Origin of the sequence: Kitasatospora sp. NPDC002227, assembly GCF_040296285.1 — a bacterium.
GTDB lineage: Bacteria > Actinomycetota > Actinomycetes > Streptomycetales > Streptomycetaceae > Kitasatospora.
Window position 1 is genome coordinate 181,636 of record NZ_JBEOWY010000005.1, and the last position, 16,583, is coordinate 198,218.

Below are 16,583 nucleotides of genomic sequence, written 5' to 3' on the forward strand. Positions count from 1 at the left end.
CCCGACACCTCGTCCAAGGGGGGATCATGAGATTCAGACCACGACGGACAGTCGTCGCGGCCGTGCTCGCACTCGTGCCGAGCATGCTCGCCCTGCCCGCCGCCAACGCCCGGTCCCCCCAGGCCGGCCCGTCGCCGCGGCAGACCCAGGACCAGCAGGCTGGCCCGGCCGGTGGCTCCAAGCTGCCCCAGCCGGACGCCGTCCTGCCGCACGGCTGGCGCGACTCCGCCGACCGCGCCGTCACCCTCGACGGGGACGCCACCGGCCTGCACGTGCTCGCCTCCACGGCCTCCACCGGCTACCAGTGGACGACCGCCGCGACCCTGGCCGAGCCCGGCTTCGACGCGGACCAGTGGATCGGCCAGTCCTGCCTGACCGCCTCCGGCACCAAGGCCGTCGTGGTGTACGCGCCGCGCCAGTTCGTGAACAAGGAGGCGCTGTTCGACGCGGGTGCCTTCGCGGCGGTCGTCGACCTGACGAACAGCAAGGTCACCAAACTCCCGGCGCGCGTCTCGCTGGCCTACCACTCGCCGGGCTGCGGCACCGGGGAGGACGTCGTCCTCTCCCGCTTCGCACCCGCCGCCGACGGCGCGCTCCGCACCGAGCTGCTCACGGTCGACGCCAGCGCCGGGCGGATCCGGTCGACCGTCGGGGTGCCCGGCCAGCTCACCTCGGCGGTCCGGTACGGGGACGGGATCGCCGCCGCGCTGGGCAAGGACGTCGTCCTCGTCGACCCCGCGGGCAAGGCCACACCGCTGGTGCACGGCGAGGCGGCCGACGGCACCCCGTACCAGCTCCGGCCGGATGCCACCGGGGGGCTCGCCTTCTCGGTGCCCCACGGCAAGCAGGCCGACATCCACCGGGTGACCGGTGGGAAGGACGCCAAGGTGCTCTCCGTGGGCCTCGGCGAGGTCGGCCTCGCCCGGACGGCCGCCGGCTCGATCCTGCTGACCGGCCCGAAGGCCACCGCGCAGGTCAAGGGCCGGCACCTCCCGGACGGCTGGCGCGCGGTGGACGCCGCGCCCGAGTCCGAGGTGTCCACCCGGGGCGATCTGGTGATCAGCAGCGCCACCAGCGGCATGGAGGCCGCCGGAGCCGCCGCGGGTGAGCAGGTCCCCAACACCGCGCTGCCGGTCCGGATCACCGGAAAGTCCACCGGCACCGGGAAGGAGTTCACCTTCCGCGTCCAGCCGCACGCCGTCAACTCCACCGGCACCGACGCCTCCCCGGCCACCGGCCGGACGTCCAAGAGTCCGGCGGGCGCCCGGGCACTGGCCGCGGACAGCCAGGATCCCTCCGCCACCCCGACGGACCCGGACCGTACCTGCGCCGTCTCGCGGAACGACCCCACGACGCAGACCTACCAGCCCACCCCGGGCCAGGTCGAGTGGGCGGCCGACCTCGCCGTGCAGAACCTGCTGCCGACCCGGCCCGCCAACTGGACCAACGACGGTCTGGCCTCCTACAACCCGCAGACGCTCTTCCCCCAGCACCCGCTCGCCGGCGGCGGCCGGGTGCCGGCCCAAGTCCTGCTGGGCGTCCTCGCCCAGGAGACCAACATGTGGCAGGCCAGCTCGCACGCCCCGGACGCCATCGCGGGCAACTTCGAGCAGGGCGGCTACTTCGGCAACAGCGGCACGATCGACCAGATCACCTGGGCCAACGCGGACTGCGGCTACGGGATCAGCCAGGTCACCGACGGCATGCGCCGCACCGACACGCAGTTCACCGCGCTCCAGCAGAAGGCCATCACGGTCGACTACGCGGCCAACATCGCGGCCGGCCTGGCCATCCTCGAGGACAAGTGGAACCAGACCCGGGGCGCCGGGGTGATCGCCAACAACGGTGACCCGAAGTACCTCGAGAACTGGTGGTTCGCCCTCTGGGCCTACAACACCGGCTACCACCTGCCGGGCGAGGACAACGACCCCAACGTGTACGGGCTGGGCTGGATCAACAATCCGGCCAATCCCAACTACCCGCCGGGCCGCAAGATGTTCATGAGCGCGTCCGCCGACGACGCCAAGACGCCCAACAAGTGGTCCTACGAGGAGCGGGTGCTCGGCTGGGCCTCCACCCCGCTGCTGCGCTACAGCTACATCGACAAGGCGTACCACCCGGCCTACGCGCGGGCGAAGTACGGCGGCTACGCGCCCCAGCAGGCGGAGCCCGCCCCCGCCCTGTTCTGCGACGCCAGCGACAGCTGTGACCCCAGCATCCAGGGCAAGCCCGGCAACGCGCCCGGCGCGACCCCCTGCACCCAGCTCTCGCTCCGCTGCTGGTGGCACAAGCCGGTCAGCTGGACCGACTGCGCCACCTACTGCGGCCAGGAGGCGCTGACCTTCACCGCCGTCGAGCCCCGGCCCGGCGCGACCAACCCGTACCCCTCGGACTGCACCACCACCGGCCTGCCGGCCAACGCGGTGATCGTCGACGACGTGCCCGACTCGACCACCGGGCCGAACAGCTGCCCCGCGCCCAAGTCCTGGACGAGCAAGGGGGATCTCTCCTTCGCCTTCAACGCGACCCAGCAGAACGGCCAGGTCGTGTACCCCGGGAAGATCGACCTGCACCAGATCGGCGGCGGCTTCGGCGGCCACTACTGGTTCACCCACACCCGCTCGCAGAAGAGCAACGGCGACCAGCTGACGCCCTACGACCCGCTGGTGGTCACCGGCACCTGGACGGCGCCGCCGATGACCGGCTGGACCAGGGTCCTGGTGCACCTGCCCTCGTTCGGCGCGCAGACCCAGCAGGCGACCTACACCGTCTACACCGGGAACACCGACCCGTCGCTCTCGGTCGAGCAGCGCACCATCCCCACCAACCACTACCGGCAGCAGAACGCCTGGGTGGACCTCGGCGTCTTCAACTTCTACTCCACGCCCAGGGTCTCGCTCTCCAACCTGACCCTGGACGGCACCGGGACCGACGACGTGGCCTGGGACGCCATGGCCTTCTCCCCGCTGCCCGGCAAGCCGGCCGACATCGTGGTCGCCCTCGGCGACTCGTACAGCTCCGGCGAAGGCGCCGGGTCGTACGCCGTGGAGAGCGACAACAACTACGGCAACCCGGCCTGGGACGCCTGCCGGCGCAGCGCCAACTCCTGGTCCCGCAAGGCGGTCCTGCCCGGCTCCAGCAGCTCGGTCGGCGCCCGCGCGGACGCCAGGGACACCACGCTGGACTACCACTCCGTCGCCTGCTCGGGGGCGGTGACCGCCGAACTGGGGAGTGCCGTGGGCGGCCGGGTGCCGCTCTACTGGCAGCAGGGCGGCGGGCAGTTCTGGCACTACGCGGACGGGCAGTTCCGGGAGATCTCCCAGCTGCAGTCGGGCTTCCTGGACGCCAACACCACGCTCGTCACGCTCACCATCGGCGGGAACGACGCGGGCTTCCCGGGCGTCATGCAGAACTGCGCCAACCCGCTGACGAGTTGTGTGAGCCAGTCGTACGAGGACAGCATCGCCGCCGACATCGACAGTCTCGGCAGCAGCGTCAAGAAGGTCCTCACCGACATCCACACCCTGGCGCCCAACGCCCGGATCATGCTGCTCGGGTATCCGGAGATCCTCTCCCAGGGCAGCGAGTGCAACGGCGCCATCGCCCAGTTCACCGCCGGCGAGACCGACATGCTCAGCCGGCTCGCCCACCGGTTCGAGAACGACGACCAGACCTGGGTCTCCCAGGTCCAGGCAGCCGGCGTGAACGCCCGGTTCGTGCCGGTGATCCCGGCCTTCGCCGGGCACAACGCCTGCTGGGGCGGGTCCGGGGAGTGGATCAACACGGTCGTGGCGGGCCCCAACGGAGGCGGGGACAATCCGACCATCGACATCGACAACTCCAACCCGATGTGTCTGGCCTCGACCGTCTGCGTGAGCCGGGAGAGCTTCCACCCGAACAACGGCGGGACGCAGGCCTACGCCGACGCGCTGGTGTCCGCCCTGACCGGTCAGCGAGGATAGCGGCACGATGAACGGTCCCGAGGAGAACGAGACGGTGGTCGGACGGCAGGCCCGAGGCCGGCGGCGCAGGCGGCTGACCGGCTGCGCCGTGCTGGTCGCGGTGGCGGCCACCGCCGTCGCCGTTCTCCTCGGGACCGAGACCTCCCGGTCGGCGCGGGAGTCCGAGCGCGCTCGCGCCGACGCCGACGCCCAGGCGGCACGTTTCGGCCGCTCGGTCGCGGCCCTCGACTACACGCGGGGCATCCCGACGGCCGAGGTGGACCGGGCGGCGGCGACCGTCGGCATCGAGGTGCTGGCCGTGACTCCCGGCGCCGGCGGCACCGCGGACTTCCGGATCCGGGTCCGCGTCCCGGTCGCGGCCCCGCCCGCACCGATGTCCGGCTCGCTCACCCGCTGCTACACGCTCCGGGCCGGCCCGTCGGGCACGACACCCGCTGCACCGAGGCAGTCGGACTGCGGACCTGCCGGCTGATCACCCCTGGGCGTCGTCGGCGGCCAGCAGGTCGCGGAGTTCGGTCACCACGGCCGTGTTGTCCGTGCTCTCCAGCAGCCGAAGGGCCTGGCTCCACTGCTCGACGGCGGCCGCCGCGGGCTCGCCGGCGGCCCGCAGGGCCAGCCCGTACTGGTGGCGGGCGAGGCCCTCGCTGTAGGTGTCCTGCTGGGTCTCGGTCAGTTCGAGGAGGCGGCGGCTCTCCGCCAAGGCCTGCCGGTGGTCGGTGAGTTCACGCAGCGATTGGACGAAGCCGAGCCGGGCGGTGTACTCGGCCAGCCAGTCGCTGCCCTCGCCGTCGGCCAGCTCCACCGACTGCTCGAAGTGGGGCAGCGCCTCGGCCGGCCGGCCGAGCCGCAGGTAGGCGAACCCGATGTTGGAGTGCGCCGCGCACTGGAAGCCGGGCACGCTGATCCCCTCGCCGAGCTCCAGGCTGCGCCGGTGCGCCTCGATGGCCTTGAGCGGGTCGGTGTGCTCGTAGAGGTTGCCGAGGTTGTTCAGCGCGACGGCGCGGGTGTAGTCGTCGGCGCCCTGGTCGAGTTCGAGCACGCCTTCGATGACGGCGGCCGCCTCCTCGTACCGGCCGAGGTACTCGAGGAGCGTGCCTCGGTTGTTGGACGCGGCCAACTCGAAGGTGTGGGCGCCGAGTTCACGCCAGAGTTCGAGAGCCTGCTCGACCCGGGCCAGCGCGGCCTCGAAGTCCCCGGCGATGAAGAGCGTCCCGGCGCCGTCGTGCAGCGAGAAGGCCTGCGCCCACCGGTCGCCGGTCTCCCGGGCGGCGGCCAGGGCCAGGTCGTTGATCTTCCCGAGCGTGGACCAGTGGCCCCGGTACTGCATCACCGGCGTCAGTGCCCGGACCAGCACCGGCCCGAGCGGGTGGGCCAGGTGCTGCTCGATCAGCACGCCGAGGTTGGGCACCTCCTGGTCGTACCAGTCCAGGGCGGCCGCCGCGTCGGCGAAGGCCGCGTCCGCCGCCGCCTCGTCCAGCACCCGGCCGCGGCCCGACCCGGCGGGCAGGATCGTGACGCTGGTGCCGCCCGCCTGGTCCGCGTACCAGCGCAGGGCGCGGCCGAGCGCCTGGCCCCGCTCCTGCTCGCCGTCCTCGCGCAGGCCCAGCTCCCGGGAGAAGTCGCGGACCAGGTCGTGCAGGCCGTACCGGCCGGGGCGCAGCTCCTCCAGCAGGGCGACCCCGGCGAGCCGGGCCAGCGCCGCCTCGGCCCGCCCGGCCGGGCAGTCGAGCAGCCGGGCCACCGCGGCGGCCTCGTACTCGACCAGCGCGATCGCGCCGAGCCGCCGCAGGGCCAGGGCGGCCAGCCGGTCGACGGGGTCGGCGGAGGTGGTCAGCGCGCGGTGGGCCAGGGCGAGCGAGCGCCGCACGCTCAGGTCGTCGTAGGCGAGGTGGTCCAGGCGCTCGGTCTCGTCGTCGAGCTGGTCGCACAGGGTGGCCAGGCTCAGCGAGGGGCGGGCCACCAGCCGGGCCGCCACCACGCGGACGGCCAGCGGCAGCCGGCCGCACAGCTCCAGGACCCGGCGGGCCGCGTCCGCCTCGGCGGCCACCCGCTCGGCGCCGACCACCTTGTCGAGCAGCGCGAGCGCCTGCGGCTCCGGGAGCGGGGTGAGCGAGAGCCGCAGGGTGCAGTCCAGCGCGGCCAGCGGGGAGCGGCTGGTCACCAGCACCGCACAGCCGAAGGCGCCGGGCAGCAGGGAGCGGACCTGGGCCGCCGAACCCGCGTCGTCGAGCAGGATCAGCACGTGCCGCCCCGCCAGGGTGGAGCGCAGCAGGGCGGCCGCCGCGTCGAGGTCGGACGGGACCTGCTGGGCCTCCACCCCGAGGGCGCCGAGCAGTTGCTCGAGCGCCTCCGCCGGGGCGACCGCGACGGGGCTCGCCGTGGAGCCGCGCAGGTTGAGGTAGAGCTGGCCGTCGGGGAACTCGGCGGCCAGCTGCCGCCCGACCCGCGCGGCCAGGGCCGACTTGCCGACCCCGGGCATGCCGCTCAGCACGACCACCGGCGGCTCGGCCTGGCGCTCCGTCAGGTGAGCTGCCAGGACGGCGAGTTCGTCGCCACGGCCGACGAAGCTGGGGGTGGGCCGGGGCAGTTGGGCGGGCCCGGAGGCCACGGGTGCCGCCGGCGGCGCGGGGACCGCGGGCTCCGGCGCGGGCGCCGAGGGCGTCGGCGCCGGCGCCGGCCCCGAGAGCACCTCGCGGTGGGCGGCCTGTACGTCCGCCCCGGGCGTGACCCCGAGTTCGCGGGCCAGGGTACGGACCAGCTGCTGGTGCACCGCGATGGCATCGCTCTGGCGCCCGGTCCGGTGCAGCGCGAGCATCAGCTGCCGGTGGAACGGTTCGTGCAGGGGGTGTTCCCCGGCCAGCGCGGTGAGTTCGGGGATCAGGCCGTGGTGGTGGCCCAGCGCGAGCTCGGCGTCGAAGCGCCACTCCAGCGCCTGCAGCCGGGCCTGGGCGTAGGTCGAGAGCCGGGCGCCGGCGTCCAGCGAGCCGGCGAGCTCGGCCAGCGGCTCGCCGCGCCACAGCGCGAGGGCGGCGCTCGCCCGCCGGACGGTCCTGGCCCAGTCCTCGGCCAGGTACGCCTGCCGGGCCTGCTGGACGTGCTCGGCGAACTCCTCGGCGTCCAGCTCGCCGGGCTCGACCCGCAGGGAGTACCCCTGGTGGAGCCGGGCGACGCGCTCCGGGCCGGGCCCGGCCAGCGCCCGGCGCAGCTGGGCCACGTGGTTGTAGAGGGAGGCGTTGACGGTGCTCGGCGGCCGCTCGCCCCACAGGGTCAGCTTGATCCGCTCGGCGGAGACCGGCCGGTTGGCCTCCAGGAGCAGCAGGGCGAGCAGCAGCTGCACCTTGCGGGTGCCGATCGCACGCGAACCGGCCTCGTCCCGCACAGCCAGCGGACCGAGCAGGGTGAACCGCATGCGAGCCTCTTCCGGAGTGCCGGCACGCGCTGCCGACCCGCGCGTTGGATCCATATTAGATCTTGATTGTCCGGCCTCGTGAAGCTAGGGCGCGTCCGACGGGAAACCGCGTCGCACCGACGGAGGCAGCACGTGCAGTACGGCATCCTGGGCCCGCTGGAGGTCCACCTCGACGGCAGCCCGATCCCCGTCCCCCGGCCACGCCGGCAGGCCCTGCTGGCCTTCCTGCTGCTGCACGGCGGCCGACGGGTGGGCACCGATCAGCTGATCGAGGCGCTCTGGGACGGCGAGCCGCCGCCCACCGCCCGGGCCCAGGTGCACTCCGGGGTCTCCGCCCTGCGTACCCAGCTGCCGTCGGCCTTCGGCCGGCAGCTCTCCTCGGACGCGTGCGGCTACCGCCTGACGGTGCCCGAGGCGGCGCTCGACGCCACCACGTTCCGGGCCCGGCTCGCCACGGCGCGCGAACTCGCGGCCGGGCGCCAGCACGACCAGGCCGCCCGGCTGTTGCGCGACGGGCTGGCGCTCTGGCGCGGCGAGGCTCTGGCCGGGGTCTCGGCGCCGTTCGCGGCGGGCGCCCGCACCTGCCTGGCGGAGGAGCGGTTCGCCGCGCACGAGCTGCTCGCGGACCTGGACCTGGCAGCCGGCCGGCATGCCGAGTCGGTGCCCCGGCTCACCGCACTGTTCGCCGAGCACCCGGCCCGGGAGTCGATCGCCGAGCGGCTGGCCCTCGCGCTGTACCGGTGCGGGCGGCAGACCGACGCGCTCGCGGTGTTCCGCAGGCTGCGCGGCGTGCTGGCGCAGGAGTACGGCGTGGAGCCGGGCAGCAGGCTGGCGGAGCTCGAACTGGCCGTGCTGCGGCAGGCCCCGTCGCTGGCTCCCGCCCCACCGGCCGGACCGCCGGCCACCCGCCGGCCGGCCGCTCCCGCCGCCACGCCCTCCCACCAGCCGTGCGAACCCGCCGCGCCGGTGGCGGACGCGGCTCGGCCGGCCCAGTGCCCGGACCGCGGCGCCCGCTTCGCCGGCCGCGCGACGGAGCTCGCCGCGCTCGACCACTTCCACCGGCTAGCCGCCGTGGGCCCGCGCACGGGCGACGGGGCCGCACCCGCACCTGGCCCGCGCATCCTCGCCGTCACCGGACCGGCCGGGGTCGGCAAGACCGCGCTGGCGCTGCACTGGGCTCAGCTGCGGGCAGACGGCTTCCCCGACGGCCTGCTCCACGCCGACCTGCACGGCTTCGACGCGGCGGAGCCCGCCTGCCCGGCCGAGGTGCTGGCCGGATTCCTGACCGCGCTCGGCGTACCGGCCGGGCAGGTCCCGCCCGACCTCGCGGGGCGTGCGGCGCTGTACCGCACCCGGACGGCGGGCCGGCGGCTGCTGGTGGTGCTCGACAACGCCCTCGGCCACCGCCAGGTCCGCCCGCTGCTCCCGGCTCCGGGCGCCGCACTGACGCTGGTGACCAGCCGGGACCGCCTCGGCGGGCTGCTCGCCGAGGCCGGGGCACAGCCGCTGCCGCTCGGCCCGCTCGATCTCGGCGACTCGCTGGCGGCGCTGGGCCTGGTGCTCGGCCCGGAGCGGCTGGCGGCCGAGCCGGGGCCGGCCCGGGAGCTGGTCCGGCTGTGCGCCGGGCTGCCGCTGGCGCTGCGGGTCGCGGCCGTCCGGCTGGCGGCGGAGCCGGCCACCCCGGTGGCCGAGCTGGTCGGGGAACTCACCCCGGAGGACTGCCGGTTGGACGCTCTCTGGCTCCCGGGCGACGACCACGGCGTGGGCCCGGCACTCGACCACAGCTGCCGCCGGCTCGACCCCGGGCAGGCCCGGCTGCTGCGTCTGCTCGCCCGCTACCCCGAGGACCCGGTGGACACCGACACCGCCACCGCGCTCAGCGGCGAGAGCCCCGCCCGGCTGCGGCTGGCCCTGCGCGCCCTCGAGGCCCGCCACCTGGTCGAGCAAGCCGGGCCCGGCCGCTGGACCCTGGCCCCCCTGGTCCGTCTGCACGCCCGCCGCTCGGAGCTGCTCGCCCAACTGGCCGGGGACGCCGACTGGGTGCTGGCCGAGCGGGCGGTGGCCCTGTCCTGAGGCGGCCGGCCTGAGGCGGCCGGCCGACGCGAAAGGGCTGTTGCGCACCGAGGTGCACAACAGCCCTTCACCGCAATGCGGTTCAGCTCTTGGTGGCCATCGCCCGCAGGAAGAAGGTCAGGTTGGCCGGGCGCTCCGCCAGGCGGCGCATGAAGTAGCCGTACCACTCCTGGCCGTAGGGCAGGTAGACGCGCATGGTGTTGCCGGCCTCGGCCAGGCGCAGCTGCTCCTCGGGGCGGATGCCGAACAGCATCTGGTACTCGAAGCTGTCGCGCTTGCGGCCGTTCCACTCGGCCAGCTGGCCGGCGATCTTGATCATGTTCGGGTCGTGCGAGGCGATCATCGGGTAACCCTCGCCCGCCATCAGCACCTTGAGGGCGCGGACGTACGCGAGGTCGACCTCGTGCTTGCCCTGGAAGGCGACCGACTCGGGCTCCTTGTAGGCACCCTTGCACAGGCGCACGCGCGAACCGGCGCCGGCGAACTCGCGGCAGTCGGCCTCGGTGCGGCGCAGGTAGGCCTGGAGCACGACGCCCAGCCACGGGAAGTCCGCGCGCAGCTCACGGGCGATGGAGAGGGTCGAGTCGGTGGTGGTGTGGTCCTCCATGTCGAGGGTCACCGTGGTGCCGGCGTCGGCCGCGGCCTCGCAGATCCGGCGGGCGTTCTCCAGGGCGATCTTCTCGCCGTCCACCGGCAGGAACTGCCCGACGGCCGAGAGCTTGACCGAGACCTCGGCGCTGGCGGCCAGACCGGTCTCCTTGAGGGCGGCGAGCAGGTGCTCGTACGCCTCGGCGGTGCCGGCGGCCTGGTCGGCGTCCTTGGTGTCCTCGCCCAGGTGGTCGAGGGTGACCTTGCGGCCGGTGGCCACCAGGTCGTCGCACGCGGTGACGGCGCTGTCCAGCGCCTCACCGGCGACGAAGCGCTCGACTATCGCGTGGGTCGGCGGGAACTTCTCGACCACGGTGCGCACCTGCGGGGAGCGGGACGCGGCGAGGAGGGCGGAACGGAGCATCGGGGACTCCTGGAGATGGTTCAGCAGGGAGGCAGAAGGAGGAGGCCGGGCGGGTGAGGGTGGTCCCGCCCGGCCTCCGGGGCCTGTTCACAGCACAGGCCCTGGCCGGAGTAGGGGCTCCGGCCGGGAGGAGAGGCTTGGTCAGCCCATGTGCGGGTAGCGGTAGTCCGTCGGCGGGACGAACGTCTCCTTGATGGAGCGGGTGGACGTCCAGCGGGCCAGGTTCTGCTTGGCACCGGCCTTGTCGTTGGTGCCGGAGGCCCGGGCACCGCCGAAGGGCTGCTGGCCGACGACGGCGCCGGTCGGCTTGTCGTTGATGTAGAAGTTGCCCGCCGCGTTGCGCAGCTTCAGCATCGTGTGCTGGACGGCCTCGCGGTCCTGGGCGATGACGGCGCCGGTCAGCGCGTAGGAGGAGACGCCCTCCATCTGCTCCAGCATCTCGTCGTACTTGTCGTCCTCGTACACGTGGACGGCCAGGATCGGGCCGAAGTACTCGTCGCGGAAGTACTCCGCCGACGGGTCCTCGCAGACCAGGACGGTCGGGCGGACGAAGTAGCCCACCGAGTCGTCGTAGGTGCCGCCGGCCAGGATCTCGACCTTCGGGTCGGCCTTGGCGCGGTCGATGGCGGCCTTGTTCTTGGCGAACGAGCGGTCGTCGATGACGGCGCTCATGAAGTTCGACAGGTCGGTGACGTCACCCATGGTCAGCCACTCGACCTCGTCGCGGAAGTCGTCCTTGAGCTCGGCCCAGATCGAGGCCGGGACGTACGCGCGGGAGAGCGCCGAGCACTTCTGGCCCTGGAACTCGAAGGCGCCGCGGGTCATCGCGGTCTTCAGCACGGCCTTGTCGGCCGACGGGTGGGCGACCAGGAAGTCCTTGCCGCCGGTCTCGCCGACGATCCGCGGGTAGGTGCGGTAGTTGGCGATGTTCTCGCCCACCGTGCGCCACAGGTGCTGGAAGGTCGCGGTGGAGCCGGTGAAGTGGATGCCGGCCAGCGCCGGGTGCTTCAGGGCGACCTCGGAGACGGCCAGGCCGTCACCGGTGACCATGTTGATGACGCCCTTGGGCAGGCCGGCCGCCTCGAAGAGCTGCATCAGCAGGTGCGCCGAGTACTGCTGGGTCGGGGACGGCTTCCAGATCACCACGTTGCCCATCAGGGCCGGGGCGGTCGGCAGGTTGCCCGCGATGGCGGTGAAGTTGAAGGGGGTGATCGCGTAGACGAAGCCCTCGAGCGCGCGGTGGTCGCTGCGGTTCCAGACGCCCTCGGAGGAGATCGGCTGCTCGGCCATGATCTGGCGGGCGAAGTGCACGTTGAAGCGCAGGAAGTCGACCAGCTCGCACGGGGTGTCGATCTCGGCCTGCTGCGCGGTCTTGGACTGGCCGAGCATGGTGGCGGCGGCCAGCGTCTCGCGCCAGGGGCCGGCCAGCAGGTCGGCGGCCTTGAGGAAGATCGCGGCGCGCGAGTCGAAGGAGAGCGCCTGCCAGGCCGGGGCAGCGGCCAGGGCAGCGTCGATGGCGTCCTGCGCGTCGCCCTGGGTGGCGTTGCGCATGGTGCCGAGCCGAGCCGCGTGGTTGTGCGGCTGGACGACGTGGATCTCGGCGCCGGCGCCCATGCGGCGCTCACCGTTGATCGTCATGGTCAGCTGGACCGGCTCCTGGCCGCCCAGCTCCTTCAGCTTGGCCTCCAGGCGGGCCCGTTCCGGGCTGCCGGGGGCGTAGCTGTGGACCGGCTCGTTCACCGGCGCGGGGACCTGGGTCACAGCATCCATTGCGCGCGCTCTCCTTCGAGGTCGTGGCGTACGGCCGACACGGATCACAGGTCGGCCACCGCAAACGCTAGCCCTGCCGGGCAGGGCACTTGATTGGCCTGGCGGCTAAAGTCCAGGGGACACCCTTGTCACCCTGGACAACGACTGCGACACGGCGCCAAAGCCCCCGGACGACCCCGTCAGGTCAACCGCCCCGCGCGTCAGGTCGGACCGCTCACGCCTCGGAGGTTGCCGTGACCGCCACGCCGGGCCCCGGCGGCGGGCTGCCGCTGCGCCAGTTGCTGATGGCGCTCGGCGAACCGCTGGTCGAGCTGCAGGCCGCCCCCGCCGGGCTCGACGTACCCGTCCGGGACGTGGCCATCCTCGACCCGGAGGACCCGGCCACCGCCAACCCCGGCGAGCTGGTGCTGGCCATCGGCGCCCGCGGCCGGGCCGCGCTGCCCGCGCTGCGCGCGGCCGGCCGGGCCCGGGCCGCCGCCGTGGCGGTCAAGCTGGACGCCCCCGGCCAGGCCGACGCCCTGCGCGAGGCCGCCACCGAGGCCGGGGTGGCCCTCCTGTCGGTGCGCCGCGAGACCCGCTGGGAGCACCTGGACTCCCTCGCCCGGGCGATCATCGCCGGGCCGGAGGCCCCGGAGACACCCGAGCACAACGCCGGGGACCTCTTCTCGCTGGCCCAGACCGTCGCCGTGCTCACCGGCGGCATCGTCTCGATCGAGGACACCTCCAGCCGGGTGCTCGCCTACTCCCGCTCCTCGGACACCGACGAGGTGGACGACCTGCGCCGGCTCTCCATCCTCGGCTGGCAGGGCCCCGAGCCGTACCTCTCCAAGCTCCGCGAGTGGGGCGTCTTCCAGCACCTGCGCAGCTCGGACTCGGTGATCACCATCGAGGCCCACGCCGAGCTGGGCATCCGCCGCCGGATCGCCATCGGCATCCGGGCCGGCGCCCAGCCGCTGGGCACCATCTGGGTGCAGGAGGGCTCCCAGCCGCTCACCGAGCACGCCGAGCAGGCCCTGGTCGGGGCGGCCCGGGTGGCCGCCGGCCAGCTGGTGCGCCGCCGCCGCGAGCTCTCCGCCGACGTCCGCCTCACCCAGACCCTGCTCACCGGCCTGCTGGAGGGCTCCACCGGCCCGCAGTCACTGGCCACCCACCTCGGCCTCGACCTGCGCCGCCCGGCCACCGTGCTCGCCTACGCCGCGGGCACCCCCGGCGAGGGCTCCGACCTCGAGCTCACCCGGGCCGAGGTCACCGGCCTGATCTCGGTGCACACCGCCGCCCGGCACCGCGGCGCGCTGCTCGCCCCGATCGACTCCCGGGTGTACGTCCTGCTCCCCGAACTGCCCACCGGCCTGTCGATGACCACCGTCCGGGGCTGGGCCGAGGAGGTGGTGGCGGCGGCCGACGAGCACCTCGGCGTACCGCTGCGCGCCGCGATCGGCTCCACCGTGGCCGGGCTCGCCGCCGTCCCCGACTCCCGCGCGCAGGCCGACCGGATCCTCGACGCGATGGGGCGCGGCGGCGTCGCCCCGACCGTCGCGGCCCTGATCGACGTACAGGCCGAAGTCCTGGTCAGCGAGGTGCTCGCCCTCCTTCAGGACCGCACCGGCCTGCGCGACCCGCGCCTGACCGCCCTCACCGAGTACGACCGGCGCCACGGCACCCGCCTCGCCGAATCCGTCCTCGCCTGGCTGGACGCCCTCGGCGAGGTCCGGGTCGCCGCCGACGCCCTGCACATCCACCCCAACACCCTGCGCTACCGCGTCCGCCGCGCCGAACAGCTCACCGGCATCGACCTCGCCCAGCCCCAGCAGCGCCTGCTCGCGATGCTCCAGTTGCGGCTCGGCGGCGAGGCCTGAGCCGCTACTGTGTCCGCGACAACTGACCTACGGGGGCGGGGACATGATCAAGCGGCTCGCGGGACGGATGGCCTGGATGTCGGCGCTGGCCGGGGTGGTGCTGCTGGCGGTGCCGTTCGCGTTCGGGCACTTCTGGCAGACCAGTTCCATCCCCTCCGGCGGCATGCTGCCGACCTACCCCGTGGGGAAGACGGTCGTCTTCACGATGGTCGACGGCAGCGAGGTGCGGCGCGGCGACGTCGTGCTGGCGCACGCCCCGTGGTTCCCCAGCGGCCCGGACACCGTGGTCAAGCGCGTGGTCGCGCTCGGCGGCGACCACGTCTCGCAGCGTCCGGGCGGCCCCGTGATGCTCAACGGGGTGGCCCTCCAGGAGCCGTACCTCAAGGACCGGCCCGACTCGGGAATCAAGCCCTTCGACGTGACCGTGCCCCCGGGCCGGATGTTCCTCCTCGGCGACAACCGGAACGACTCCCTGGACTCCCGCTTCCACCAGGAGGAGCCGGGCTCCGGCACGCTCCCCGTCGACGCGGCCTTCGCCCGCGACCAGCACTTCCCCCTCTGGGGATCGCTGGCAGCTCTCGGGGCCGGCGTGGTGAGCATCCCGGTGCTGCTGCTCGCCACCGTACTCACCGTCGTGGCCCTGATCCTCCGCCGCCGGCGCACCGGCTGAGCGTCAGAGGCGGATCCGCTCCGCCCGCCACTGCTCCCAGGCCGTCAGCCAGGCGTCGTGCAGCGGCGAGGCGGTGCCCCGCGGGGCACCGCCGGCCCAGTACCTGTCCCAGGCCCGCTGCGCCGGCAGGCTCGGCACCTGGCTGGCGAACGCGGTGTACCGGATGACCTCCTCCACCGCCGCGTGGGCCTCCGGGCCCTCCGCGCCCCACTCCGTGCTCTGCGCCAGCATCCGCAGGTGGTTGACCATCGCGGTCAGCGACTCCCCGGCCTCCTCGCGGGTCTCCGAGGCGAGCCGCATCTGCTGCCGCACCGCGGCCTCCCAGCGCACCGCACCCGCCTCGCCCCGCGAGCGCCGCGGCAGCCGCGGCGTCTGCCGGGCCTGGACCTGCGCCTGGAGCGCCACCGCCTCCTTCACCGCGTGCTCGACCACGGCCCGGTGGGCCTCGAGTCCGGTCACCGGCGGGAGCCGGCGCTCCTCCAGCTCGGCCCGCTGGGCCTGCCGGGCGGCGAGCTTGCGCAGCAGGTCGGTGCGCCCGAGGATGTACCGCTCGAAGTCCTCGACCTTGCGCAGCTCGATCCCGCCGGGCGAGACCCCACGGCCCGTCACCGTCACGGTGATGCCGTCCAGCCGCAGCCGCCCGGCCCACACCGCGCGAGCCGCCGCCTCGCCGTCCACGCCGCGGCAGTCCTCGTGGATCTGCACCGCCCGGGGCTCGCCCTCCACGGTGATCCACTCGCGCAGCGCCCGCACCCGGCCGGGCCCGTCGCCCTCGTCGATCTCCAACTGCTCGTAGACGCGGTCCCGCTCGTCCTCGACCACGTCCTCCAGGTCGGGCAGCGGCACCACGTGCTCCAGACCGGGCCGGTAGGTGCGCACCGTGACGTACGGGCCCTCGGCCGAGCTCCAGTCGCCCGAGCGCATCTCGACCCAGCCGAGCTTGCCGTTGCGCAGCTCGTACTCGGCCAGCGCATCGGAGGCCTCACCGGCGCGCTCGCCCTCCGGGGGCGCGCCCGCCCCGTCGTGCGCCGGTTCGTGCGCCGGGTCCACGGCGTACACCGGGAAGTCCGCCGCCCCGAGCACCTGACGGCTGTACTCCTCATGGTCGGCGTAGTAGTCCTCAGGCCCCTGGACAGGCCCCTCGGAAGACTCCTGAGGCCTGCTCGCGCTCTGCCAGGTCATGCTCTGCCGCACCCCCGCGTCCTTGCCTCGCCGTCGGTCCACGGCCCAGCCCGCCGGGCGGAGGACCCGGCACCTGCACCGTTGCCGCCCCACGATACGGGCCGCACCCCTGCTGGGCCATCAGCTTCCCCCGTACGGTTGCCAGATGAGCGACCCAGCCCCGCCGCCGCCGGATTGTCAGTAGCCTTGCCTACGCTGGGCGTTATGACCACGCAACAGCCCTTCCCGGCCCGGCTCAGCATCGTCACCCTCGGAGTCTCCGACCTGCGGGCCAGCACCGCCTTCTACGAGGCCCTGGGCTGGCAGCGCTCGGCCGCCTCCAACGACAGCATCGTCTGGTTCGCCACCAGCGGCCCCGCGCTCGGTCTCTTCCCCACCGAGGAGCTGGCCGCCGACGCCGGTGTGCCCGAGGCCGGCGAGCCCTCCTTCCGCGGCGTCACGCTGGCGGTCAACCTGGAGTCCACCGGGGCGGTCGACGCGGCGATGGAGACGGCCGTCGCCGCCGGGGCCACCGTGGTCAAGCCCCCGGTGGCCACCGACTGGGGCGGTTACTCGGGCTACTTCGAGGATCCGGACGGCCATCTCTGGGAGCTCGCCCACAACCCCTTCTTCCCCTTCACCGCCGACGGCCGCCTCGACCTGCCCTGAG

Annotated in this window: 10 protein-coding genes; 6 read left to right on the forward strand and 4 right to left on the reverse strand. The window is 74.0% G+C overall.

Translation table 11 applies throughout. The annotated features are described in order from the left end of the window. Positions 1 to 26: 26 nt before the first annotated feature. Both ABT095_RS06890 and ABT095_RS06895 read left to right on the forward strand, forming a co-directional pair. On the forward strand, positions 27 to 3,962 hold the full coding sequence (locus ABT095_RS06890) for an SGNH/GDSL hydrolase family protein (RefSeq protein WP_350528229.1): 3,936 nt from the start codon (positions 27 to 29) through the stop codon (positions 3,960 to 3,962). A 7-nt stretch (positions 3,963 to 3,969) separates the two neighbouring features. Next, positions 3,970 to 4,434 carry a hypothetical protein gene (locus ABT095_RS06895; RefSeq protein ID WP_350528230.1) on the forward strand — a complete coding sequence of 155 codons (465 nt, stop codon included), beginning with the start codon at positions 3,970 to 3,972 and terminating at the stop codon, positions 4,432 to 4,434. On the opposite strand, the gene ABT095_RS06900 is transcribed toward ABT095_RS06895, so the two are convergent. Next, positions 4,435 to 7,371 (reverse strand): AfsR/SARP family transcriptional regulator, encoded by a 2,937-nt coding sequence (locus tag ABT095_RS06900; protein ID WP_350528231.1) that lies wholly within the window; start codon positions 7,369 to 7,371, stop codon positions 4,435 to 4,437. Positions 7,372 to 7,503: 132 nt separating this feature from the next. Between ABT095_RS06900 and ABT095_RS06905 the strand changes: the two genes are divergently transcribed. After that, positions 7,504 to 9,444 (forward strand): AfsR/SARP family transcriptional regulator, encoded by a 1,941-nt coding sequence (locus tag ABT095_RS06905; RefSeq protein WP_350528232.1) that lies wholly within the window; start codon positions 7,504 to 7,506, stop codon positions 9,442 to 9,444. Between the two features lie 82 nt (positions 9,445 to 9,526). On the opposite strand, the gene ABT095_RS06910 is transcribed toward ABT095_RS06905, so the two are convergent. Beyond that, entirely contained in the window at positions 9,527 to 10,456 is a 930-nt protein-coding gene (locus ABT095_RS06910) for a proline dehydrogenase family protein (protein ID WP_350528233.1), read from the reverse strand. Between the two features lie 141 nt (positions 10,457 to 10,597). Then, the gene (pruA, locus tag ABT095_RS06915; protein WP_350528234.1) at positions 10,598 to 12,226 is read right to left on the reverse strand and encodes an L-glutamate gamma-semialdehyde dehydrogenase; all 1,629 of its coding nucleotides are present in this window, start codon (positions 12,224 to 12,226) and stop codon (positions 10,598 to 10,600) included. A 233-nt stretch (positions 12,227 to 12,459) separates the two neighbouring features. Here pruA and ABT095_RS06920 point away from each other — a divergent pair, with 233 nt between their 5' ends. Then, positions 12,460 to 14,082, forward strand: coding sequence for a PucR family transcriptional regulator (locus ABT095_RS06920; protein ID WP_350528235.1), 1,623 nt, complete (start codon positions 12,460 to 12,462; stop codon positions 14,080 to 14,082). A gap of 43 nt (positions 14,083 to 14,125) precedes the next feature. Beyond that, entirely contained in the window at positions 14,126 to 14,752 is a 627-nt protein-coding gene (gene lepB, locus ABT095_RS06925; RefSeq protein ID WP_350528236.1) for a signal peptidase I, read from the forward strand. A 3-nt stretch (positions 14,753 to 14,755) separates the two neighbouring features. Here the strand turns inward: lepB and ABT095_RS06930 are convergent, their stop codons facing one another. Next, the gene (locus ABT095_RS06930) at positions 14,756 to 15,934 is read right to left on the reverse strand and encodes a hypothetical protein (protein WP_350528237.1); all 1,179 of its coding nucleotides are present in this window, start codon (positions 15,932 to 15,934) and stop codon (positions 14,756 to 14,758) included. A 204-nt stretch (positions 15,935 to 16,138) separates the two neighbouring features. Between ABT095_RS06930 and ABT095_RS06935 the strand changes: the two genes are divergently transcribed. Next, a complete protein-coding gene (locus ABT095_RS06935; RefSeq protein ID WP_350528238.1) occupies positions 16,139 to 16,582 on the forward strand; it encodes a VOC family protein in 444 nt (147 codons plus the stop codon). Position 16,583 lies beyond the last annotated feature (1 nt).

Excerpts from the sequence above, each read along its gene's own strand:
- ABT095_RS06895 (WP_350528230.1), top strand. The coding sequence starts at position 3,970 with ATGAACGGTCCCGAGGAGAACGAGACGGTGGTCGGACGGCAGGCCCGA.
- lepB (WP_350528236.1), top strand. The coding sequence starts at position 14,126 with ATGATCAAGCGGCTCGCGGGACGGATGGCCTGGATGTCGGCGCTGGCC.
- pruA (WP_350528234.1), bottom strand. The coding sequence starts at position 12,226 with ATGGATGCTGTGACCCAGGTCCCCGCGCCGGTGAACGAGCCGGTCCAC.
- ABT095_RS06930 (WP_350528237.1), bottom strand. The coding sequence starts at position 15,934 with ATGACCTGGCAGAGCGCGAGCAGGCCTCAGGAGTCTTCCGAGGGGCCT.
- ABT095_RS06935 (WP_350528238.1), top strand. The coding sequence starts at position 16,139 with ATGACCACGCAACAGCCCTTCCCGGCCCGGCTCAGCATCGTCACCCTC.
- ABT095_RS06900 (WP_350528231.1), bottom strand. The coding sequence starts at position 7,371 with ATGCGGTTCACCCTGCTCGGTCCGCTGGCTGTGCGGGACGAGGCCGGT.
- ABT095_RS06910 (WP_350528233.1), bottom strand. The coding sequence starts at position 10,456 with ATGCTCCGTTCCGCCCTCCTCGCCGCGTCCCGCTCCCCGCAGGTGCGC.
- ABT095_RS06890 (WP_350528229.1), top strand. The coding sequence starts at position 27 with ATGAGATTCAGACCACGACGGACAGTCGTCGCGGCCGTGCTCGCACTC.